At 61.0% G+C, this 22715-nt stretch carries 22 protein-coding genes; 9 read left to right on the plus strand and 13 right to left on the minus strand.

All coding sequences use genetic code 11. From position 1 onward, the window contains the following. Nucleotides 1–77: 77 nt before the first annotated feature. Together ACR3E4_RS10540 and ACR3E4_RS10545 are read left to right on the plus strand one after the other, a co-directional pair. Nucleotides 78–1181: a DNA methyltransferase gene (locus ACR3E4_RS10540; RefSeq protein WP_480534388.1), complete on the plus strand. Its 1104-nt coding sequence runs from the start codon at nt 78–80 to the stop codon at nt 1179–1181. Between the two features lie 141 nt (nt 1182–1322). Then, complete coding sequence (locus ACR3E4_RS10545) at nt 1323–2705, plus strand: adenylate/guanylate cyclase domain-containing protein (protein WP_480534386.1); 1383 nt, start codon at nt 1323–1325, stop codon at nt 2703–2705. 79 nt (nt 2706–2784) lie between these two features. On the opposite strand, the gene ACR3E4_RS10550 is transcribed toward ACR3E4_RS10545, so the two are convergent. Both ACR3E4_RS10550 and mutY read right to left on the minus strand, forming a co-directional pair. Beyond that, nucleotides 2785–3918, minus strand: coding sequence for an alkane 1-monooxygenase (locus tag ACR3E4_RS10550; RefSeq protein WP_480534384.1), 1134 nt, complete (start codon nt 3916–3918; stop codon nt 2785–2787). A 58-nt stretch (nt 3919–3976) separates the two neighbouring features. After that, nucleotides 3977–5032 (minus strand): A/G-specific adenine glycosylase, encoded by a 1056-nt coding sequence (gene mutY / locus ACR3E4_RS10555; protein WP_480534382.1) that lies wholly within the window; start codon nt 5030–5032, stop codon nt 3977–3979. Nucleotides 5033–5113: 81 nt separating this feature from the next. Here mutY and ACR3E4_RS10560 point away from each other — a divergent pair, with 81 nt between their 5' ends. Beyond that, the gene (locus ACR3E4_RS10560; RefSeq protein ID WP_480534380.1) at nt 5114–5620 is read left to right on the plus strand and encodes a DUF721 domain-containing protein; all 507 of its coding nucleotides are present in this window, start codon (nt 5114–5116) and stop codon (nt 5618–5620) included. 13 nt (nt 5621–5633) lie between these two features. Beyond that, nucleotides 5634–6299 (plus strand): DsbA family protein, encoded by a 666-nt coding sequence (locus ACR3E4_RS10565; RefSeq protein ID WP_480534378.1) that lies wholly within the window; start codon nt 5634–5636, stop codon nt 6297–6299. A gap of 38 nt (nt 6300–6337) precedes the next feature. Here the strand turns inward: ACR3E4_RS10565 and lpxK are convergent, their stop codons facing one another. The 5 genes from lpxK to ACR3E4_RS10590 all read right to left on the minus strand — a co-directional run bounded on the left by lpxK (nt 6338) and on the right by ACR3E4_RS10590 (nt 12339). Continuing rightward, on the minus strand, nt 6338–7336 hold the full coding sequence (gene lpxK, locus ACR3E4_RS10570; RefSeq protein ID WP_480534376.1) for a tetraacyldisaccharide 4'-kinase: 999 nt from the start codon (nt 7334–7336) through the stop codon (nt 6338–6340). Beyond that, nucleotides 7323–8558 (minus strand): 3-deoxy-D-manno-octulosonic acid transferase, encoded by a 1236-nt coding sequence (locus tag ACR3E4_RS10575; RefSeq protein ID WP_480534374.1) that lies wholly within the window; start codon nt 8556–8558, stop codon nt 7323–7325. Before ACR3E4_RS10575 ends, lpxK begins: the two co-directional genes overlap by 14 nt. Continuing rightward, nucleotides 8555–9355 carry an inositol monophosphatase family protein gene (locus ACR3E4_RS10580; protein WP_480534372.1) on the minus strand — a complete coding sequence of 267 codons (801 nt, stop codon included), beginning with the start codon at nt 9353–9355 and terminating at the stop codon, nt 8555–8557. The genes ACR3E4_RS10575 and ACR3E4_RS10580 overlap by 4 nt, the downstream gene beginning before the upstream one ends. Further along, nucleotides 9342–10688: a TldD/PmbA family protein gene (locus ACR3E4_RS10585; protein ID WP_480534370.1), complete on the minus strand. Its 1347-nt coding sequence runs from the start codon at nt 10686–10688 to the stop codon at nt 9342–9344. The genes ACR3E4_RS10580 and ACR3E4_RS10585 overlap by 14 nt, the downstream gene beginning before the upstream one ends. A 127-nt stretch (nt 10689–10815) precedes the next feature. Further along, nucleotides 10816–12339, minus strand: coding sequence for a DUF2125 domain-containing protein (locus ACR3E4_RS10590; RefSeq protein WP_480534368.1), 1524 nt, complete (start codon nt 12337–12339; stop codon nt 10816–10818). A gap of 133 nt (nt 12340–12472) precedes the next feature. Between ACR3E4_RS10590 and ACR3E4_RS10595 the strand changes: the two genes are divergently transcribed. The 3 genes from ACR3E4_RS10595 to ACR3E4_RS10605 are packed head-to-tail and all read left to right on the plus strand — an operon-like array spanning nt 12473 to nt 14561. Beyond that, nucleotides 12473–13222, plus strand: a complete 750-nt coding sequence (locus tag ACR3E4_RS10595) for an SDR family oxidoreductase (RefSeq protein WP_480534366.1) — start codon at nt 12473–12475, stop codon at nt 13220–13222. Beyond that, on the plus strand, nt 13219–13827 hold the full coding sequence (locus ACR3E4_RS10600; protein ID WP_480534364.1) for an enoyl-CoA hydratase/isomerase family protein: 609 nt from the start codon (nt 13219–13221) through the stop codon (nt 13825–13827). The genes ACR3E4_RS10595 and ACR3E4_RS10600 overlap by 4 nt, the downstream gene beginning before the upstream one ends. Beyond that, nucleotides 13824–14561, plus strand: a complete 738-nt coding sequence (locus ACR3E4_RS10605) for a VOC family protein (RefSeq protein WP_480534362.1) — start codon at nt 13824–13826, stop codon at nt 14559–14561. Before ACR3E4_RS10600 ends, ACR3E4_RS10605 begins: the two co-directional genes overlap by 4 nt. On the opposite strand, the gene ACR3E4_RS10610 is transcribed toward ACR3E4_RS10605, so the two are convergent. Then, nucleotides 14562–14858, minus strand: coding sequence for an HNH endonuclease (locus ACR3E4_RS10610; protein WP_480534360.1), 297 nt, complete (start codon nt 14856–14858; stop codon nt 14562–14564). A gap of 44 nt (nt 14859–14902) precedes the next feature. On the opposite strand from ACR3E4_RS10610, the gene ACR3E4_RS10615 reads away from it, so the two are divergent. Beyond that, entirely contained in the window at nt 14903–16093 is a 1191-nt protein-coding gene (locus ACR3E4_RS10615) for a TIGR03862 family flavoprotein (protein WP_480534358.1), read from the plus strand. Here the strand turns inward: ACR3E4_RS10615 and ACR3E4_RS10620 are convergent. The 5 genes from ACR3E4_RS10620 to ACR3E4_RS10640 form a co-directional block, all read right to left on the minus strand. Next, nucleotides 16090–16686 (minus strand): glutathione S-transferase family protein, encoded by a 597-nt coding sequence (locus ACR3E4_RS10620; protein ID WP_480534356.1) that lies wholly within the window; start codon nt 16684–16686, stop codon nt 16090–16092. The genes ACR3E4_RS10615 and ACR3E4_RS10620 overlap by 4 nt on opposite strands. A 72-nt stretch (nt 16687–16758) precedes the next feature. Continuing rightward, nucleotides 16759–17787: a DNA polymerase III subunit delta gene (gene holA / locus ACR3E4_RS10625; RefSeq protein ID WP_480534354.1), complete on the minus strand. Its 1029-nt coding sequence runs from the start codon at nt 17785–17787 to the stop codon at nt 16759–16761. Beyond that, the gene (lptE, locus tag ACR3E4_RS10630) at nt 17784–18275 is read right to left on the minus strand and encodes an LPS assembly lipoprotein LptE (protein ID WP_480534352.1); all 492 of its coding nucleotides are present in this window, start codon (nt 18273–18275) and stop codon (nt 17784–17786) included. Before lptE ends, holA begins: the two co-directional genes overlap by 4 nt. Then, a complete protein-coding gene (leuS, locus tag ACR3E4_RS10635) occupies nt 18262–20796 on the minus strand; it encodes a leucine--tRNA ligase (RefSeq protein ID WP_480534350.1) in 2535 nt (844 codons plus the stop codon). Before leuS ends, lptE begins: the two co-directional genes overlap by 14 nt. A gap of 72 nt (nt 20797–20868) precedes the next feature. Further along, the gene (locus ACR3E4_RS10640; protein ID WP_480534348.1) at nt 20869–21351 is read right to left on the minus strand and encodes a DUF3576 domain-containing protein; all 483 of its coding nucleotides are present in this window, start codon (nt 21349–21351) and stop codon (nt 20869–20871) included. Nucleotides 21352–21632: 281 nt separating this feature from the next. Here ACR3E4_RS10640 and ACR3E4_RS10645 point away from each other — a divergent pair, with 281 nt between their 5' ends. Next, a complete protein-coding gene (locus ACR3E4_RS10645) occupies nt 21633–22640 on the plus strand; it encodes a porin (RefSeq protein ID WP_480534504.1) in 1008 nt (335 codons plus the stop codon). Nucleotides 22641–22715 lie beyond the last annotated feature (75 nt).

Here is a 22715-nt window from a genome sequence, read left to right on the forward strand (position 1 = left end):
TTGACGGCGATTCGTCTTTGACTCATCCTAGTCTCAACCAAATGAGCGCAAAAGCGCCGTGGAACTGAGGCAGTGATATGACCACAATCAAGACAAAGGGCGCAGCCGCGCTCCCTTTAAACACGATTCTATCCGGAGACTGCATCGAGGTGATGAACAGTCTGCCCGAGGCGTCGGTTGACCTGATCTTTGCAGATCCCCCGTATAACCTGCAACTGAAAGGACAGTTGCACCGGCCCGATAACTCTCAGGTGGATGCGGTCGATGATCACTGGGATCAGTTTTCCAGCTTTGGGGCCTATGACCAGTTCACGCGCGACTGGCTGAAGGCGGCGCATCGGTTGCTGAAACCCAATGGCGCGATCTGGGTGATTGGCTCGTATCACAATATCTTCCGCGTGGGGTCTGCCCTGCAGGATGCGGGCTATTGGATTCTGAATGACGTGGTGTGGCGCAAATCGAACCCGATGCCGAATTTCCGCGGCAAGCGGTTCACCAACGCGCATGAGACGATGATCTGGGCCTCCAAGCGCGAAGGTGCGAAATACACTTTCAATTATGAGGCGCTGAAGGCGCTGAACGAAGGTGTGCAGATGCGCAGCGACTGGGTGCTGCCGATCTGCACCGGACATGAGCGTCTGAAGGATGAAAACGGCGACAAGGCGCATCCGACGCAGAAGCCGGAATCGCTGTTGCATCGGGTTCTGATTGGTTCCACCAATCCGGGCGACGTGATCCTTGACCCGTTCTTCGGCACCGGCACCACCGGCGCCGTCGCCAAGATGCTGGGTCGCGAATTCATTGGCATTGAGCGCGAGGAAAGCTATCGCAAGGTGGCCGAGAAACGCATCGCCAAGGTGCGCAAATTCGACCGCGAAGCGTTGGAAGTCAGCGCCAGCAAGCGTGCCGAGCCACGCGTACCCTTTGGCCAGTTGGTCGAACGCGGCATGTTGCGCCCGGGCGAGGAGCTGTATTCCATGAACCAGCGCCACAAGGCCAAGGTGCGCGCCGATGGCACGCTGGTGGGCGACAACGTCAAAGGCTCGATCCATCAGGTGGGGGCACATCTGGAAAACGCGCCCTCCTGCAACGGCTGGACCTACTGGTGTTTTAAACGCGATGGCAAAATCGTGCCCATCGACGTGCTGCGCCAGCAGATCAGGGCCGAGATGCACAGCTGATATTACCAATACCGCCGGTGCCTGTGGCCTGACACAAGGCACTACGCCTTGCCCCGCCGATGTTACGGCGGGGTCTTTTGTTTTTGCCCCAACAGTGATTGCATGGGGCAGCCCCTATTTGTCGCAAGAAAGTTCACGGCCATGACCGAGACCACCGCGCGCAGACCCCGCAGCCTGTTCTTCACGCAGCCCGATACATTCGATCTGGATAACAAATATACCGAGGCCGCGCTGGAACGGCACAAGCGTGAAGGGCTGGAATTGGCTGTGCGCGCCCGCTGGGTGGCGATGGGGCTGACCGCGCTGCTGTTGATCTATCTGAACCCCCAGTGGGAGGTGCTCTGGTATCATTTCATCCTGCTTCTGATCTGTGCCAATGGCTGGTTTATCCGGCGTGCGGGTCGGGTGGGGCAGTCCCGGACCGAACTGCTTTTGATCTTCGTGGACCTGCTGATCATGACATTGGGCATGATCGCCCCCAACCCGTTCAGCGACGATGTACGGCCGCTGGCGATGCAGTATCGGTTCGACAATTTCCAGTATTTCTTCATCATTCTGGCCGCAGGTACGTTGGCCTATTCCTGGCGCACGGTGATCGCCATCGGCACCTGGACCGCGGGGATGTGGACAGCGGGCTGGATCATCGCCTGGTGGGTATCCACGCCCATTCCGGAGATCAGTGAGCGCATCGCGGAAGCTCTGTCAGGCTACCCGGATGTGGCCGAGATGCTGGATCCCAACAGTTTCATGCCGACCCTGCGGGTCCAGCAGGTAATCGTGTTCGTTATGGTTGCCGTCACGCTGGGCGTCTCGATGCGCCGCCTGAATCATCTGTTGATGAGCAACGCAGGGTTGGAGCGTGAGAGGGCCAACCTGTCGCGTTATTTCTCGCCCAATGTCGTGGACGAGTTGAGCCAGAACGACGAGCCATTGAAACAGATACGCAAAGAGGATGTTGCGGTTCTGTTCATCGATATTGTCGGGTTCACCAAATACGCGGCAGGGCGCGATCCTTACGAGGTGATCGAGGTCTTGCGCGGTTTTCACGCCCGGATGGAGACCGAGGTGTTCCGTCATCACGGGACGTTGGACAAATATCTGGGGGATGGGTTGATGGCCACCTTCGGCACGCCGGTGCCAACGCCCATGGATGCGAGCAACGCGTTGGGCTGTGCCCGCGCGATGGCTGAGGTGATCGATCGCTGGAACCTCGATCGCCGCCGGGCAGGTGAGCCGGAGATTCATGTCGGGATCGGTGTGCATTACGGTTCGGTCGTGTTGGGGGATATCGGCGCGAACCGTCTGGAATTTGCGGTGATCGGAGATGCGGTGAATGTCGCCGCCAAGCTTGAGGCGCTGACCCGGGATTTCAAAGCCCGCATCATTGTAAGCGATGCCGTACGGGCGCGGGCTGTAGAAGAGAACCCAATCGCACCGGACGTTATGGCCGGATTTGAAGCCAGGCACCAACAGGCCGTGCGCGGGGTCGAGGCGCCGATGGATGTCTGGGTGATGGCGGGCTGAGGTGCTCCCGCCCGTCAGAGCAGCATCGAAGATGCAGCCCGGACGGTTGGGCCGGGCAGCGCGCTGATGCGCGCTGCGGTCATGCCCCGGGCTTGGGGTTTTGCGCCTTGTTATAGGGCTGCCAGTTGGTGATCTCGGGGTAGTATTGCCGCCGCCATGCCCTAACGCGCGGGTTCATGATCCGTCGCCAAAGGGGCGGTACCATCGCGGCAACGGTCATCACGGGATAGCCGTAGGGCAATTGCGGTGCCGCGTCCTGCGAATGGTGCTGCAGCAGTGGAAACCGGCGGTTTGGTTTGTAGTGGTGATCTGAGTGCCGTTGCAGGTTGATCAGCAACCAGTTCGACGCCATTTGCGAGGCATTCCAGGAATGGCGGGGCCGGACATGCTCGTATTTTCCATCGCCCAGATATTTGCGCGTCAGACCGTAGTGCTCGACATAGTTGGCCAGTTCGAGCTGCCAGATCGCTGTTCCCGCCTGTAGCAGGAAGAGGGCTAAACCAGACCAACCGCCAACCAGGAAAGCCAGCAGCAGCATTGCGCCCTGAAGTGCCCAGTAGCGCCAGAAGGGGTTGGCGGAATCATTCCACCGGCGGCCCTTGCGGGCGAGCTTTTCGCGTTCGGCCCGGAAGGCCGAGATCAGGCTTTGGCGCAGCACGCGGGGGTAGAAGCGGTGGAATCCTTCGTTGTAACGCGCGGTGACCGGATCGCGCGGTGTGCCGACATAACGGTGATGCACCAGAAGATGCTCGGACCGGAAATGGGAATAGAGCACCATGGCCAGAAGGATATCGCCCAGCCAACGTTCAAGGCGACCTGTCTGGTGCATCAGCTCGTGGCTGTAGTTGATCCCGATCGTGCCCGAAATCACGCCCATGCCGAAGAAAATGCCGATCTTTTCCAGCGTCGATAGGTCCGAGCGGGTGACATACCAGATCAGGCCAAACAGTGTCAGAAATTGTATCGGAGCCCAAATCCTGGTCAGCAGGATGTACCAGCGCAAACCAGTATCGGGTGTATCGGGATCGGCATTTTCAAGGTTCAACCCGGTCAACCGGTCCAACACAGCGAAAGCCCACCAGGTCGACAGGGGGACCAGAAGAAACCACCAGCCACCTGCCAGCGTTGCGGCCCAGATCAGCGGGATCAACAGGATCGATATCCAGAAAGGCAGGGCGGATTGCCAGCGGGACAGGGTGTCTTGTTCGATCATATCGGTGCTCGGGTTTGGTGTCGTCACCTAGCCATGTTCGCGCATGATTCACAACGCGCTATTGGCCGCGCCATAGCGCATGGGCCTTGCGCATCACCGTTGGCAGGTCGCTGGGGCGAAAAGCGTGCTTGCCGATCAGGATCAGATTGCCGGTTGGCGTTCCGTCGGGCAGATCAGCGGTCCAGACGCGCAGGATCAGGTGAAAATGTGTGAAGGTGTGGCGCACCTCGCCCGGCAGAAGCTGCCAATTGGCGAGGAACGGAGGGGCCTCGGGCGGGGTGTCCGACCAGTCCGAGCCGGGCCAGCCGAGCATGCCGCCCAGCAGGCCTTTGTCGGGGCGGCGTTCCAGCAGCAGCGCTCCATCAGCGTCTTGGGCGATGTAGATGTGGCCGTAACGCGTGGGTTTGGGCTGTTTCGGCGTTTTGCGGGGAAGTTCGGCCTGCGTTCCGGCAATCCGGGCCCGGCACGGCTCGCGTAGCGGGCAGATACCGCAGGCAGGCGATTTGGGCGTGCAGATGGTGGCCCCAAGGTCCATCACCGCCTGCGCGTAATCGCCGGGCCGAAACGCAGGGGTCAGCGCGGTCGCCTTGTCCTTCAGCAAAGGTTTGGACCCCGGCAGTGGGTCGTGAATATCGAAAAGCCGCGCCATCACCCGTTCGACATTGCCATCCAACACCGTTTCCGGCTGGTCGAAGGCGATGGCCGAGATTGCGGCGGCGGTATAAGGACCGATGCCCGGCAGTTTCAGCAGGGCGTCATGGCTGCCGGGGAACTGTCCCCCGAAATCCTGCGCAACCACACGGGCGCATTTCAGCAGGTTGCGGGCGCGGGCGTAATAGCCCAGCCCGGCCCATTCCGCCATCACCTGATCATCTGGCGCGGCGGCCAGAGCCTGTACGTTTGGCCAGCGTGCGGTGAAACGTGTGAAATAATCGCGCACGGCCGCGACGGTGGTTTGCTGCAGCATCACCTCGGACAGCCAGATGCGATAGGGGTCGGGCTGCACACCTTCCGCGCGCTGCGCAGGGCCGATGCGCCATGGCATTTCGCGGGCGTGGCGGTCATACCAGTCCAACAACGCAGCGCTCACGGTAAATTCAGCGGAATCGCGCAAGTTTTATTCATCTCCCTGTCGGGTTTTGCTGGTACCCGGTTTCCTGCCCATTACAATAGCGGCACAGGAGTTGGAAACCAGATGCAGCGCAAACGGTCCACGACCCGCGGGTTCAAACGCACCGCGACTTTGTTGAACGATCAGATCAGGCGCGCCGGGGAAAGCCGGGGTTTCGCCGTGTCGCGTCTGTTGACCCATTGGGCCGAGATCGTCGGACAGGACATTGCCGCGATCGCCCAGCCAGTGAAGGTGGGCTATGCCAAAGGTGGGTTCGGGGCCACGTTGACGGTTCTGACCACCGGACCTCAGGCCGCGATGCTGGACATGCAGCGCGAGCAATTGCGCGACAAGGTGAACGCGGTTTACGGATTCAACGCGATCAGCCGTGTGCGCATCACCCAGACCGCTCCGACCGGATTTGCCGAGGGGCAGGCCAGCTTCGACCACAAGCCGAAAGCAGCCAAACCCGCGATTTCACCCGAGATTGTCGCTGAGGCGGACAAAGTGTCACGTGATGTAAATGATGAAGATTTGCGTGCGGCCCTTGAACGTCTCGCGCGCAACGTTTTATCCAGACAGAAACACTAAGAAAGGGCTGAGCATGAGCCGTATCGCAACCGTAATCTGTGCGGCCGTCGCCGTGGCCGCAGGCGGCTACTGGCTGTCGCTGTCAAATTCTTCGACCCCCGCCTATCCGCTGGTCAGCGCAGCAGAGGCGCAAGAGGCCGATCTGGACACCTCGACCATTGTCGAGATGGTGCAAGGGGCTGAGGACGCGCCGGTCGAGATCATCGAATATGCCTCGTACACCTGCCCGCATTGCGCGAATTTCCATAAGGGTGCCTATAAGCAGTTGAAGAAGGATTTCATCGATACCGGCAAGGTGAAGTTCACCTATCGCGAGGTCTACTTTGACCGTTATGGTCTGTGGGCTTCGATGGTGGCGCGCTGCGCGGGTCCCGAGAAGTTCTTTGGCATCACCGACTTGATCTATGAGACCCAATCGGAATGGACCAGCGCAGGTGGCCCGGCCGAGATCGTGGACGAGCTGCGCAAGATCGGTCGTCTGGCCGGTATCGACAATGATCAGCTTGAGGCCTGCCTGCAGGATGGCGCCCGTGCCCAGACGCTGGTCGCCTGGTATCAGGAAAACGCCGAACGGGACGGTATTCAGGCGACGCCGTCATTCGTTGTGAATGGCAAGAAGGTCGACAACCAGTCTTACGAAGATTTCAAAAAGCTGATCGAAGACGAACTCGGCAACTAATTCTCAACAGGCCAGCCCACCACGGGCTGGCCTGCGTTTCAGGGGGATGGGGCGACCTGCGCCAGCGTCTCTTTGATCTTGTCATCCTGATCGATTTGCAAACGAACCGGCAGCGTCAGCACCTTGTTCCGGAACGAGGCAGGAAGACGCACGGCGTCTTTTTCGGTGGTGACCAATTGGGCACCCAGCGCTCGGGATTCACTCTCAAGCCGTGCCATAAGGGCCGAGGTCAGCGGCTGGTGGTCATCCAGCGCCTCGGATCGCAACAGCCGGGCGCCCTGCTGGCGTAAGGTGGTAAAGAACTTTTCGGGATGGCCGATGCCCGCGAAGGCCAGCACCGGGGTTTCTGCCCAGTCCATTCCGGTCTGCAACGGGCGCACTTCGCCTTTCGCATGGGGAACGGTCAGCGCCGGACCCCAGCGCTTGGCGAACGAGGCTTGCGCATCGTCAGCGCCCAGCGACAACACCAGATCGGCGCGTTTCAGGCCGGAGGCGACGGGCTCTCGTAGAGGGCCAGCGGGCAGACACAGCCCGTTGCCAAAGCCCCGCTCGGCGTCAACAACGATGACCGAGAAATCCTTGGCGACTGCGGGGTTCTGAAACCCGTCATCCAGCACGATGGCCGTCGCGCCGTCTTCTGCGGCAGCCTGCGCTCCGGCTGCGCGATCCTTGGCGACCCAGACATCTGCGAAGGCGGCCAGCAGCAGGGGTTCATCCCCGACCTGCGCGGCGGTGTGTTTGCGCGGTTCAACCTTGACGGGCCCTTCCAACGATCCGCCGTGGCCGCGCGTGACCACATGCGGCTGGTGCCAATTGTCGCGCAGGCGTTCCAGCATCCAGATCACCGTTGGCGTCTTGCCAGTGCCGCCAGCGTTCAGATTGCCGACGCAGATGACCGGTACGCCAAGTTTAAACCCGGGCCCTTCCGCCACACGGCGCGCAGTAGCCGCCGCATAAAGGCGACCAAGCGGAGCCAGCAATCGGGCGCGCAGACCAAGCTGGTCGGGGGCGGTGTTCCAGAACTCAGGCGCGCGCATCTTCAGCCCTCCGACGATCCAGTGTGTCTTGAACCAGATCGATCAGATGATCGGCCTGCGGAGCACCTTCGGTCACCATTTTCCATCCCGCCAACGCCATGTCAGCGGTACGGTCCGGTGCCAGCAATTCCACAACACCATCCCCCAGCTCGGTCGCAGATTTGACGCTCATCGCGGCCCGTACTTGCCCCAGTTGGTCATAGATATTCCGGTACTTGCCGACATGAGGTCCGTGGACCACCGCCGACCCCAGGGCAACTGCGATCAGCGGATCGTATCCACCGGCACCGCGTTCCAGCGAACTGCCCATGAACGTAACCGAAGAAACGCGATGCCACAGGCCCAGATCCTCGGCGTCAGAAGAAAGGATGACCTGAGTGGTATCTTCGATCGGGTGGCCTTCATCCCAGTTGGCGCAGCGCAGATCCATCGCCTCCAGCCGTTTGTACAGGGGTGCGGCCTCGGACATATCGGCCACATGCAGCACCAGTGCCAGACGTGGCAACATCCGCAACGCCTGACGGTGGGCGCTGAGGACCGAGATGAACTCTTTGTCCTGCACCCAAGCGGCCAGCCAGACGGGGCGCCCAGCCAGCGCGTGATTGGTTTTGATCAGCTCATCCTCGGGCCATGGATGGGGATTCGGGCTGATATGCAGCGGCGGCGCGACGGAAATCTTGGACGAGTTTATGCCAAGACGCCGGATTTGGCGGGCCGTTTCTTCCGTCGGTGTGATGATCGAGGTGAAGCAATCAAAGGTGTAACGGGTGATATCCGGCAGCCAGCGTCCACCACGCGCGGCTTTCACGTCCACGGTTGCTTCGATAAGGACCAGTGGCGTGGCTCGCTCCTGCGCGCGGGTGATGAAGTTGGGCATCAGCCCCCCGCCGAACCACAGAACCATGTCCGGTTGCCAATGATCCAGAAAGGCACGCGCCGCACCGGTCTGTTCTGCAGGCAAAGAGACAATCGGAAAGCTGCATTTGCCCCATTCGGACAGTTCGGCATCGGGCGGCGCGGTCATCAGAATGGACAAGCCGGGCCGTGCAGGCAGCAGGCGGCGGCACAGATCGTCGATGGCCTGCAACCGGTCGGGTGTGCTGACATGAACCCACAGCAACTCACCTTCGGGGCGCGGGGTGTCGTTGAAATCCCCGCTATGAGGAACACCCCAGGACAGCACCCGATAAGCCGCAAGGCTCAGTGATCCCGATTTGCTCATGCGGAAATTCCGGTACCGTTCGGGTCAAGCCTGGCATGAAGTTCGGAATGCAAGGCGGTTCCGGCAGCAACAACGCCATTGAGGCGCGGATGGGCATTGTTAAAGCGCAGAGGCTGGGCCATGCGGTCCGAACACAGCCCCCCCGCTTCGCGCAGGATCAGGTCCCCGGCGGCGATATCCCATTCCCAACTCGGGCGCAAAGTCAGCATCCCGTCGAACCGCCCCTGCGCGACCAGCGCCATCCGGTATGCCAGTGAGGGGCGATAGACGCGCTGGAACGCGGGGGCCGTACCCGACAGCCAGTGCCGAGCATCAAGATTGGGTTTGGCCGCCAAAATCTCGGCTTCGGACAAGTGTATCTGTCCCGAAACCCGGATCGGGGCGCCATTCAATGTCGCCCCTTGCCCGCGCGCCGCCGCATAAAGCAGATCACGCATCGGCAGATAGATCACCGCTGCCGTAATCTCTCCTCGTTCGGCCACGGCCAGCGAATGCGCCCAGGTGCGCGAGCCTTCGGCAAAGCTGCGGGTGCCGTCGATCGGGTCGATGATGAACGTGCGCTCGCAAGTCAGGCGGTCCGCCGAGTCTTCGGTTTCTTCGCTCAGCCAGCCATAGCCCGGGCGGGCGGCTTGCAGGTCGCGCTCCAGCATGGCGTTGACGGCCAGATCGGCCTCGGTCACCGGCCCCGCGCCATCGGGCTTGTCCCAGCGCTGCGCTTGCGGCCCGGTATAGCGGGTGGCGATCTTTCCGGCCTCAAGCGCGGCATCGATCAGAAGTGACAGGTCAGTTGCCGGCAAGTGTCATCCCTTCAATCAGCAATGACGGCACCACGCGCGACAGGTATGGCCGCGCATCATTGGCCGGGATGATCCGCATCAGCATGTCCCGCAGGTTGCCCGCGATGGTGCATTCATTGACCGGATGCGTGATTTCACCGTTTTCCACCCAGAACCCCGAAGCCCCGCGGGAATAATCGCCGGTATTGGGGTTGATGGTCGACCCGATCATCGAGGTCACCAGCAAACCCGTTCCCATATCGCTTAGTAGATCGGCGCGGCTGCACTCGCCCTGCGTCAGGCTGAGGTTCCAGTTGCTGGGCGACGGAGGGCCTGATACGCCACGCGCGGCGTTCCCGGTCGACTGCATCCCCAGCTTGCGCGCGCTGGACAGGTCCAGCGTCCAGCCGGTCAGTACGCCATCCTCGACGATGGCCCGGCGTTCCGTTGCCAGACCTTCGGCATCAAACGGGCGCGAGCCTGAGATGCGCGGGCGGTGAGGGTCTTCGATCAATGACAGATGCGCGGGCAGCACCTGCTGCCCGAGGCATTCTTTCAGCCATGAAGCCCCGCGTGCAATAGCGGCACCATTGCTGGCGGCCAGCAGATGCCCGATCAGCGAGGATGAGATGCGTTCGTCAAACACAACCGGAAAGTTGCCGGTTTGCGGCTTGCGCGCGCCCACCAGCGCAACCGCCCGTTCACCGGCCGAGCGGCCGATTTCGGACGGGCTGCGCAGGTCGGCCTGAAAGCTTCGGCTGTCGCCGTCATAGTCGCGCTCCATCCCGGTGCCTTCGCCCGAGATCGCGACGCAGGATGTGGACCGGCTGCTGCGTGCATAGCCACCGGAAAACCCGTTGGTTGCAGCAAGGTGAACGCGAAAGGTGTCATAGGCTGCCGCCGCATCCGAAACCTGCGTAACCCCGTCAACCTCAAGCGCTGTGGCCTCGGCGGTCAGCGCATCCTGCATTAAGGCATCGGCACCGGGCTCGGGCGTCGGGTCGAACAATTCCAGCGCGTCCACATCCCAATCGCCGATCAGTTGATCGGGGTCGGCAAGGCCGGTGAACGGGTCCTCGGGCGCTTCGCGGGCCATGGCAACGGCGCGCTCCGCCATCGCGGTCAGCGTTTCGGGGCGGCTGTCCGAGCTTGAGACGATGGCCTGCCGTTTCCCCAGAAAGACACGCAGACCCAGATCGGTGGCCTCGGACCGTTCCGCATGTTCCAGCGCGCCGCCGCGCACCTCGACCGATACGGAAGAGCCATCGATAACAATGGCATCCGCTGCCTCGGCCCCCGCCTTGCGCGCCGCATCCAGCAAGTCCTGGCTGATGTCTTGAGGTGTTCTGTTCATGAGGCCTCCGGGGTCTTGATGTCTTGGACCTAGCCTCGGAGCGTGCGTCCCGCAAGGGCTGCGGCCCAATTGTGGGGACTGCCTGAGACGGGGAAGGCCGCACAGGCGGCCTGACCCGGTATCGGGATTACTTGATCCGTTGACCATTGGCCAGAATCTGGCCGTCTTCGGCGAACTCGATGGTCGAATTCAGCGTATCGGGCTCTTCGCCCGGAACCGCCATCAGGCCCATCATCATCCGAGCGCCCAGCGCATCGTTTTCGGACACAAAACCCATGTTGATCAGCGTATCCAGCAAGGCGTTGGCACCTACGAGTTTCAGATTGGCCACACCCGATGGTGCAGGCATGCCGTCAAACGCCTCTGTGTTGGAGTTGTCGAACGCGAAATCGCCGTCACCGGTCAGTTCCGCACCGACCAGAGAAACCAGCAATTGGTTGATCTTCAACGAGTGCAGCTCACCCGGTGCCGCGTCCGAGGTTTCGAGCGCTTCTACCGCCTCGGGGTCCATGAAATCGACAAGCACTTTGGCGGTGCCGGTCGCATCCAGCGCAATCGTCGCCGGGTCGCGAGGCAGTGCGCCTGCCGGATCAAACAGGCCCCACAACACGTCGGACATGGTGAAATTCGTCAGATTCAGTTCAAATCCGAAGGGTTTGATTTCTTCCGAGGCTTCGATCGGCAGTTCGAATTTCAGCCCGGCATTGGCCATCGCAATCTCGATGGGGAAGGGCAGATCAGCCGTTGTGACCGCCAGTTTGGTGCTGTTTTGCGCAAGATCATACACAAGGCGCTGCGCATCGATACTGCCAGCGAACTGACCGCCTTCGGAACTGCTGCTCAGCGAGAATGCCTCACCCTCGGCGGTTCCTGCCATCTCGGTGCTGCCCGAGCCATAGGTGAACGTGCCCGAGGCCGCAAACCCGGCACCATAAAAATCCTGCACATTGGACGCATCAAATTCCGTAGGGATGGTGGTATCGCCCTCGAACGCCAGATCGTCCAGCTTGCCGCTGATCCGGCCGGTGTCGTCACTGTCCGGTTCGTCAAAGGCCACGTCATAGGATAGGCTGCTTGCGGTGAATTTCTGGGCTATGTCGCGCAGTTCGCCGATTTTCATCAATGACGAGCCTGCGACCCGATTCATTGCGATGTTCAGGTCCAGCACGTCCTTGGAGACGGTTTCGTCGCCGAACTTCATCGAATCCAGCGCCAGCGCCAGGCTGTTTGCTGAATAGTCATAGGTCATTTCTTCGGGCGTGCCCGAGACCACCATGTTCAGGGCGTCCTGAGTGTACAGCAGGTCGGCCGAAAACGCCTCGCCCTCGGATTCGCCCGAGATCGACACCGGGAAGCTGTCGGGGAACCCGATATTGACGGTGCCGTCGCCGTTTTCGGCCAGGGTCATTTCCGGGATGACAACGTTGAACTGGTCTTCGGTGTCAGGCAGCACGACGGCCATGGTCATGTTCGCGATGGTGGTGACGTTGCCAGATGTGCTCTGGTCGCCTGTCACCTCATAGCCCATGCCGCCCAGATAGGCCTGCCAATCGGCCCAGACATCATCGGCGGTCACTTCTGCAAACGCGCCCTGAGTTGCAACGGCATAAGCCAGCGCCGCGCCGCAGCACTGGCGAAGGAAAACAGTCATAAGAGAACCCTTCTTTATCAATTTTGCGCGCATCGTCGTGCCTGTCGCGGCCAGCGTCAAGGGGCAAGGGGTGGACCAATTCCCCATTTCCACTGTACGACTTTACTCAATTTCAAAAGCAGGGATTTAAACGATGCAAATGCAAGGGAAAACCGTACTGATAACGGGGGCAAGCCGGGGCATCGGTGCCGAGGCCGGGCGCGTTTTTGCCGCAGCCGGGGCCAATGTCGTGCTGGTTGCGCGCAGCCGCGATCAGATCGAGGCACTGGCGGCGGCACTTGGCGAAAATGTGATTGCGCTGGCTTGCGATGTCAGCGACTTTGCACAGGTTGAACAGGTGGTGGCCGATTGCGTCGACCGGTTCGGCTCGCTGGATGTTCTGGTGGGAAATGCCGGAGTGATTGATCCGATCTTTCACATGTCCAACGCTGATGTTTCGGCCTGGAGCGCGGCGATTGATATCAACCTCAAGGGCGTGTTCTACGGCATGCGGGCGGCTTTGCCGATCATGCGCGCCGCGGGTGGGGGCACGGTGCTGACGGTCTCATCCGGTGCCGCCTCGAACCCGGTTGAGGCGTGGAGCCATTACTGTGCGTCGAAGGCGGGTGCGAAGATGCTGACCGAATGTCTGCATCTGGAAGAGGCCCATCATGGCATTCGCGCCATGGGCCTGTCGCCGGGCACCGTGGCCACCGACATGCAGCGGGTGATCAAGGCCAGCGGCATCAACCCGGTCAGCCAATTGGATTGGGACGATCACATCCCGGCCGACTGGCCTGCGCGGGCGCTGTTGTGGATGTGTTCGGCGGACACAGATGACTATCTGGGCGCCGAGATTTCCCTGCGCAATGAAGATATCCGCAAAAGGATCGGACTTACGTGATTGATCTGACGAAAGAAGATGGTCTGTGGACCGTCACGCTGAACAACCCATCCAAGGCCAACGCCCTGACAGCGACGATGCTGACCGAACTGGTCCGGATCGCCGAGGCCGCCACCGAAGCGCGCGCCCTGATCCTGACCGGCGCGGGGCGTGTGTTCAGTGCCGGGGCCGATCTGGAGGAGGCGCGTGCCGGGCTAGCCACCTCTGATCTGTGGGAGAAGCTGTCGGGGGCCATCGCCGCACTGCCCTGTCTGACCGTGGCCGCGCTGAATGGTACGCTGGCCGGTGGGGCCAACGGGATGGTGCTGGCCTGTGATCTGCGCATCGCGGTGCCGTCGGCCAAGTTTTTCTATCCTGTGATGAAGCTGGGCTTTTTGCCGCAACCTTCCGATCCGAAACGCATGGCCACGCTGATCGGTCCGGCGCGCACCAAGCTGATCCTGATGTCGGGACAGAAGATCACAGCGGATGAGGCTTATGCGTTCGGGTTGGTCGACCGTGTGGTCGAGCCGGATTTGTTGATGCCAACGGCGCGTGAACTTGTTGCCGACTCGCTGGCCGCCGATCCCGCGATTGCCGCCGGGATTGCCGGGTTGTGTCCATGAGGATTGCCGCCCTGCGCCTGCGGGTTGCCGACCCGGACCGCCTCGCCGCATTTTACAGCGACGCACTTGGCATGAGTGTTCAGATCGAGGGGCCGAACCGTCGTCTCAGCTATCGGGGGCCGGGGGCCGATCTGCTGCTGATGCCGGGTGGGGGCGGCTATGCCCATGATCAGGGACAGCGATACTGGAAGATTGGCATCACGCTACCCGATGTCGATCTGGCCGCCGATTTCCTGCGCCAGAAGGGCATTCCCGTCAGCGCGCCGCGTCAATTCATTGATATCGGCTATATGTGCCACCTGAGCGATCCCGAAGGGTTCGGGATTGAACTTCTGCAGCATGACTTCGAGGGCAACCGGCCCGATGATGCCGCAGAGGCGGATGCCCCCTTTGATAAGGCCTGCATCGGCCAGATCACCCTGCGGACGGGCGATATCGCTGCCGAAGATGTCGTTTGCCGCAAGTTGGGAATGCGCCTGCTGTCGATGCAGGATGTGGCACCTTACGGGTTCGATCTGCATTTCTATGCGTTCACTGACGAGACCCCGCCCAATCCAGATATCTGGTCCGTAGAAAATCGCGAATGGCTGTGGAAACGCCCTTATACGACGCTGGAATTTCAGCATATTGCAGGGGCGCAATTCGCGCCGGTGCCCGACTATCGCGGGCTCGAAATCGAAGGGCTGGAGGCCCGTCAGCAAGACGCGTTCGGCGATCTGATCCTGCCCGCCTGATCAGCGCCCCCGCCGCTTGCCCGGCACCCTGGATCGAAACCCGGGCGGGCGTTTGCGGACCCAGTTCAGGAATTTCTCAAGCCTCGGATGTGTGCGCAGCGCCTCGACCGAGTTGAAATTGCGCGCCAGTTCGGCCTCGGTCAGGGTCGCATGAACCTCTTTATGGCAGATCTGATGCAGCAGAACGGTCGGCCCGCCCTTGCCTCCTTTGAGTTTTGGGATCAGATGGTGCAGGCTGCCAACCCCGTCGGGGATCGGGCGGTCGCAGAGCGGGCAGATCGGATCGGTGTTCGCCATAACGCAATCTCGCGCTGATGCGCGGGCAGGGCAAGAGGGGCGCGATGGCGCAAGCAGTTGTGATCGGTGCAGGCCCCGCAGGGCTGATGGCGGCTGAGCAATTGGCCAGCGCCGGGCATCAGGTGCTGGTCGCCGAGGCAAAGCCGTCGGTTGCGCGCAAATTCCTGATGGCCGGGAAGTCGGGTCTGAACCTGACCAAGGATGAGCCGTTCGATACCTTGATCGAAGCATATGGCGAAGCCGAGGCTTGGCTACGGCCGATGATCCGTGCCTTTGACGCGCAGGCTGTATCCCGCTGGGCGCAGGATCTGGGGCAAGAGATGTTTACCGGCTCGACCGGGCGCGTGTTTCCGAAGGTGATGAAAGCCTCACCATTGCTGCGCGCCTGGTTGGCGCGGTTGGATGAGGCCGGTGTACAGGTGCAGACCCGCTGGCGCTGGCTCGGCTGGCACGAGGGAGCACTGGAGTTCGACACATCGGAAGGGACCCAATGCCTGACCCCCGATGTGACGATACTGGCGCTGGGCGGGGCCAGCTGGGCGCGGCTGGGCTCTGACGGAGAATGGGCTTCGGTCGTATCGGATAAGGGTGTTGAACTGACACCCTTCGCCCCGTCGAATTCGGCGCTGTCGGTAGAGTGGAGCCCTTATATGCAGCCGCATTTCGGGGCGGCCTTGAAATCGGTGCGTTGGGTGGCCGGTGAGCTGACAAGCCGGGGTGAGGCTGCCATTTCAGTCAGGGGGCTTGAAGGTGGCGGGCTTTATTCCCTGACGCCCGCGCTGCGTGAAGGCGCACCGCTGTTCGTCGATCTGGTGCCCGACGTTACTGTCGCAGCATTGCGATCACGGCTGGCAGCCAAGAAACCCAAGGCGACCCTGTCGCACTGGCTTCGAAACAGCTTACGCTTGCCGCCACAAAAGATCGCGCTGTTTCATGAGATGGCTAAGGACCATGCGCTGACGCAGCCGGACTGGGTTGCGACGTTGAAACACTTGCCCGTCCGACATTCTGGTCTGAGACCGATGGATGAGGCGATTTCAACCGCCGGAGGCGTGGCACGCAATGCCCTGGATGACGGCTTGATGCTGAAAGCCTTGCCCGGGGTGTTCTGCGCCGGAGAAATGCTGGACTGGGAAGCGCCAACCGGGGGTTATCTGCTGACAGCCTGTCTGGCCACGGGTCGTTGGGCAGGCCGTGCTGCCGCAGAATACCTCAAGTCGCACCCGAAAGGTTAAGATTTCACCGCCAGCCCGGCCATTTTCAGATAGGCGGGACGCTGGCGCATCTCCTTGCCGTAGGCGCTCAGAACTGCGGAGTTCAGCGGGAAACTGGCGTTTTTTGCCCAGCTCATGCAATGAATCAGCAGAATATCGGCGATGGTCATCTTGTCCCCCATCAGGAACGGCCCTTTGAAGCGCTTTTCAAGCCGCTGAAAGTTGCGGTCGAACTCCCACCTGAGCGACTCACGAATTGCCGGAACCCGTTTCTCCTCGGGTAGGATGAATGTGTGCCGCGCCGCGACCCACAGAACCGCATCAATCTCGTCTAGAATTGTGTAGAACAGCGCGTCCTGCTCAGCCCGCTCGATGGTACCGGCAGGATAGGTCAGAGCCCCATGCTTGTCCGCCAGATAGGTCATGATGGCCGAGCTGTCGTTGATGGCGCGGTCCCCATCTGCCAGCACCGGAACCTTGCCGGAGGGGTTCAGCCCCCAAATCTCTGGCGAGCGTGGGGCGACCGGCTCAAGCTCATAGGCCTCACCCATTTCCTCCAACATCCAGATCACCCGTGATGTGCGGGTCATGACGGGGCCGTAAAGCTTGTACATGCTCATATCCTGTTGGTTTAGATACGTCGAAAGTGGGCCAGCGGCCGGACAAGGGTCAAGCAAAACCCTTGATCAACGTGACCGTGCCAGCATTGCCAGGCGGATCATGGCACGTTCCACCAGCGCCATCGCAGGCGCAGTCTGTCCGGCCGAGCGCAGGGACAAGTCGGTATCCGTCAGCACCGTCAGCGCCGTCTGCAGCTTGGCAGCTCCCCAGCCTTGCGCCTGACGCAGAATGCGATCACGCCGTTTGCCATAGACCGGCGGACGTAGCTTGCCGATGCCTTGTGCCGCACCGCCCGGATCCGCCGCGCAGGCGTAGAGGGTTCGGAAATGCCGGGTTGCCGCGATACACAATGTCACCCCGTTGGTGCCCTGCGCCTGCAGCCGCTGGATCAGCGGCCCGATCTCGCCGGTGCGGCCTTCGGCGACCACGTTCAGCACATCGTCCAGCGCCGCTTCGGTCGAGCGTGGGGCGCAGGCCTCGATATCCTCAATGCTCAGCTCTGACGCATCGCCCCGCTTGTAAAGCGACAATTTCTCAACGGTTTGCGTGAAATCACCAGGGCTGAGCGCCAATGCCAGTTCGCTGAGCGCCGACATCGAATCGCGCGGAATGTTTTGCAGCCCGGCATGCGAGAGGATGCGTTCAACCTCTGCCCGGGACGGCGGATCGTCATAGATTCCCACTGCGTAGGTAGCCGGGTGCGCCTCGAACGCCTTGCGGATTTTCGAGCTGGGCTTGAGCTGGCCCGCCGTGACGATGATCTGGGCATCCCCTGCGGCCCAGTCCTCGAGCGCGGCGAGAATAGCGGGGGCGGCTGTCTCGGTGGCTTCATCGACGAATACTGCGCGGGGGCCGGGGAAAAAGCCGACAGCTTTGACCGCATCGAGTAACAAGGCCGGATCGCCGCGCAGGTCGGATCCGGGAATACGGGTCAGGCGCATTTCTTCTTCCGCGCCGGGGCCCAAGAGGGCCGCAAGGACCTGCTGTCGTTTCAGCGCAACGCGCATCGCGTCGGCGCCGTAGATCAGCAGCCCGGCCTTGTCCGCGTCCGGCTTGGCGAAATAGCCCTCTGCCTCGCGCGGGCTCAGCTTCATGTGGTCAGGCCCGGCGCAGCGTAAAGGCGATTGACGATCTGATCGGACAGGATCACCATCAGCCTTTCTCTCGCGTCGCGTTCATCTGCCAATGTCGATACGGTTGATCCGGCGGCAGAGTACCCGACGAAATCCACAACTGTGCCAGAGGCCAGAATTTTTCCGGAGCTGTTGGATTTCAGCGCGTAGGTCGCGCGTCCATCAATCGTATAACGGTCAGTTTCGTTGGATGTGGTGATCGCCGCGCGGCGGGTGACGGTCGAGACCTCAACATTCAGTGCAAAATCCTTGCTTGACGCGGCGCTGCGCCCCAGTTTGCGTTCAAGGCTCTGTACCAACAGGAAGCTGTCGACCGTGTTGGGGGCCGAAACAGCCACTTTTCCGTCCAGCGCGGTGCCTGCGCCGCCCGGCGCATAGACCGGTTCAAAGCCGCAGGCGGCCAGCGCCAGCGGCATCAAGAGCAGGGTTCTGCGGTCAAACGACGACATTCACAATCCGTCCGGGAACTACGATCACTTTCTTCGGCGCATTGCCATCCAGCGCCTTTTGCACAGCTTCGGTGCTAAGCGCGATTTTTTCAACCTCGTCCTTGGCCATATCCTTGGGAACGCTGATTTCCGCGCGCCGCTTGCCGTTGATCTGGATCGGCAGGGTGACGGTGTCATCGACCAGCATCGCCGCATCCGCGACGGGCCATGCAGCGGTGGCCACCAGACCTTCGCCGCCCAGCATCTGCCACAACTCTTCGGACAGGTGCGGCGTCATCGGCGACATCAGCTGCGCCAGTGTCTTGGCGGCCTGACGCTTGGCGTCGGTGCCCGCCTTGGATTTGGCCAGCGTGTTGGTGAAGGCATAAAGCTTGGCGATCGAGGCGTTGAAGCCAAAGGATTCGACGCCACCGGACACATCATGAATCGCCTTGTGCATCTCGCGCAACAGAGTTTCGTCTTCGGCATTGGCCGGAACGTCCGAGTCTGCGATTTCCGAGGCGATGCGGTGTACACGGCTGAGGTGTTTGAACGCGGCCTCAGCCCCAGACGCGGTCCATTCCACGTCGCGCTCGGGCGGCGAATCGGACAGCACGAACCAGCGTGCGGTGTCAGCGCCGAAGGCCGAGATGATGCTGACCGGATCGACCACGTTTTTCTTGGACTTCGACATCTTGGCCGAGGGGATGATTTCGACCTCGGTGCCGTCGGCCAGTTTGCCGTCGATCACATCCTCGGGCAGGTGATAGACCGGACGGCCATTGGCGTCACGGGTCTGGTAAATCTCATGCGTCACCATGCCTTGCGTGAACAGCGCATCGAAGGGTTCGATGGCTTTTTTTGGCAGGTGCCCGGTGATCTGCATCGCCCGCGCGAAGAAGCGCGAATACAGCAGGTGCAGAATCGCGTGTTCGATGCCGCCGATATACTGGTCGACATTCATCCAGTATTCGGCCTCGGCCTGATCGGTGGGCGTTTCCGCGCACGGCGCTGTGAAGCGGGCGAAATACCACGACGAATCGACGAACGTGTCCATCGTGTCGGTTTCCCGCTTGGCAGGTGCTCCGCAGGACGGGCATTCGCAATCACGCCAGGTCGGGTGACGGTCCAGCGGGTTGCCCGGCTTGTCGAAGGTCACGTCATCGGGCAGGCGGACGGGCAGGTTTTCTTTCTTCTCGGGCACCACGCCGCAGCTATCGCAATGGACGACAGGAATCGGGCAACCCCAATAGCGCTGCCGGGAAAGGCCCCAATCGCGCAGGCGGTATTTGGTGACACCTTCGCCCCAACCGGCCTTCTCGGCGAAATCGACGGTGGCGTTGATAGCTTCGTCGCCCGTCGCCTCAGACAGACCCGCGAAATGGTTCACCCAGCGGACCTTCTCGGTTTTTGGCGGCACGAAGGCGATCTTGTCGACCGGCGAGTCGTCATCCAGCGCAAAGAATGTGTCGACCACCGGCAGGCCATATTTGCGGCAGAAATCCAGGTCACGCTGGTCATGGGCCGGGCAGGCGAAAATCGCGCCGGTGCCGTAATCCATCAGGATGAAGTTGGCGATCCAGACCGGCAGTTCCCAATTCGGGTCCAGCGGATGTTTGACCTTGATGCCGGTGTCATAGCCCAGCTTCTCGGCGGTCTCGATGGCTTCTTCAGTGGTGCCGCCCTTGCGGCATTCCGCAACAAATTCAGCCACTTCCGGGTTTTCGGCTTCAAGCTGCTTGGCAATCGGGTGGTCCGGCGAGATGCCGACGAAGGACGCCCCCAGCAACGTGTCGGGGCGGGTTGTATAGACGGTGATCGGCTCACCGCCATCGGTGCGTTCGAATCCGAATTGCAGGCCGCGCGACTTGCCGATCCAGTTCTCCTGCATCAGGCGCACCTTGGCGGGCCAGTTCTCCAGCGTGTCCAGCGCGTCGAGCAGTTCCTCGGAATAATCCGATATCTTGAAGAACCATTGAGTCAGCTCGCGCCGCTCAACCAACGCGCCCGAGCGCCAGCCGCGGCCGTTTTCGACCTGTTCATTGGCCAGAACGGTCATGTCGACTGGATCCCAGTTCACCACCGCGTTCTTGCGGTAAACCAGCCCGGCTTCGAGCATGTCCAGGAACAGAGCCTGTTGTTGGCCATAATATTCCGGGTCACAGGTGGCGAATTCACGAGACCAATCTATCGACAGGCCCAGCGGTTTCATCTGCCCGCGCATGTCGGCGATGTTGCCATAAGTCCAGTCCTTGGGATGGCCGCCGATGGCCATCGCGGCGTTTTCGGCGGGCATCCCGAACGCGTCCCAGCCCATCGGATGCAGTACATTGTGACCGGTCGCCAGCTTGTGCCGCGCGATCACGTCACCCATCGTATAGTTGCGCACATGCCCCATATGGATTCGGCCCGACGGATAGGGGAACATCTCGAGCACATAGTATTTCGGCTTGTCCGCCTTGTGGTCGGCGGTGAAGATACCGGCCTTGTCCCAGGCCTCTTGCCATTTTGCTTCGATTTCGGTGGCCGAGTAGCGCGACATTGTGCGGTCCTTCATGAATGAAAACGCCGGGTAGGAACCCGGCGTGGTCATAGAGTGATTTTCAGCGGGATTCTAGAACTTGTTGTCTGCAATGCGCAGCTGGCGCGCCCGGGACAGGATCGCATCCTCTACCGCACGGCTGGTCGCGGCGCTGACAGGAGAGCCGCCGCTGGTTTGCAGAGACACCGACAACGAACGCGCAGCAAGTGCCGGATCGCTGATATGTACCGTGGCGCGATACTGACGCCCTCCGCCCGGCGGTGTGCCATAGCCGGTCACGATCACACCGGTAAACGGATCAACCTCCTGGATCGGCAGGAAATTCAGAACATCCAGAGACGCAGACCAAAGATAGCGGTTCACATTTGTGACCTGTTCCGAGTTGTCGGGGCCAAACACATCCCAGATCGTCGAGCGATTCGGGTCATTCAGTTCACGTTCTTCGGTTGAGCTGCCATCCGCGGTCAAAATGGATGCGTCACCCGGAGGCGGCCGTCCGCAGGCCGACACGGCGGCCGTCACTATGATCATCCCCAGAATCGTCAGCAGGCGCATCGTTAATAGACCCCGTACCACTATAATTGCACTGTCGGGTGATACTCCTAGACAAGGTCCCGTGAAGCAACAAGCCTATTCTTTACATATGGGCGTGAGCGGAGGGCGCGATCCGGCGGAATTGCGACTGTGGCATCCTTGCACCAATCTGGGCCGAATGACGGTGGGGCGCTTATGCCAAGCTTGCGCAAAGGGGGCAAAAAAAGCGAAACGGTGTCCGTGCTGAGACGCGTGCTTTGCATGTGTCGAGTAGAAAAATCTTTGAAACCGAGGGAAACAAGATGAAAAAAGTTCTCTTCGCATCGACCGCTCTGATCGCAACCGCAAGTGTTGCAGCGGCCGACGTTAAGTTCAGCGGTTATGGCCGCTTTGGTATTGGTTACCTGGAAGACCGTACCGGCACCGTTGATTCGATTGATGGCGGCACCGCTTCTGGCGTTGACACCGACAACACAATCCTGATCTCCCGTTTCCGTCTGAACATCGACGGCACCGCAGAAACCGACGGTGGTGTTGAGTTCTCGGCTCGTGTTCGTCTGCAAGCTGACGAAAACGCCGGCAACGGCGAAGCAGGCACAGCTCAGCTGAGCGGCGCGCGCTTCTCGGCAATCTACGGCGGTCTGCGTGTTGACGCGGGCAACGTATCGGGTGCCTTCGACAACCTGGCAAACTACTACGGTAACGAGCCTGGCCTTGAATTCTTCATCGGTCAGTATGCCGGTGTTAACTACGACTTCCTGGCATTCTCGTCGACCGGCGCAGGTTCGAACGCGGTGTTCTTCCAGTACGCAGTTGGCGATTTCGCCTTCGGCGCGTCGTATGACCAGGCGACCTTTGCTGAAACCGCAACTGCCGGCGCAGACACCGACAGCGGCGACCGCTGGGATATCAGTGCAACTTACACCTTCGGCAACATCACAGCCGCTCTGGCCTATGGTCAGACCGACCGTCCGTTCGGTGGTGAGAAAGACACTCTGACCGTTCTGACCCTGGGTGGTGACTTCGGTGATCTGAACGCAACACTGTTCGTCGCAGACGATGACGTTGCAGCAGAAAACCTGAACGGCACTGCATATGGTTTCTCGCTGGCCTACAACTTGGGCGCGGCAACCACTCTGACCGCAGCTTACGGTGACGGTAGCGCAGACGACGACACCCAGCAGTACGGCATTGGCTTCATCCATGACCTGGGTGGCGGTGTGTCGCTGAAAGGTGGTCTGGGCAACACCAAAGTTGGTGACGGCGACAGCCGCGTTCGCGCAGACTTCGGTGTCAACTTCAACTTCTAAGTTGATTTGAACCGCAAGGTTTAAGGGCAGGTCTTCGGACCTGCCCTTTTCTTTTGTGCCCACATGGTGTTTTTC

This window comes from Ruegeria sp. AP11, assembly GCF_056535865.1.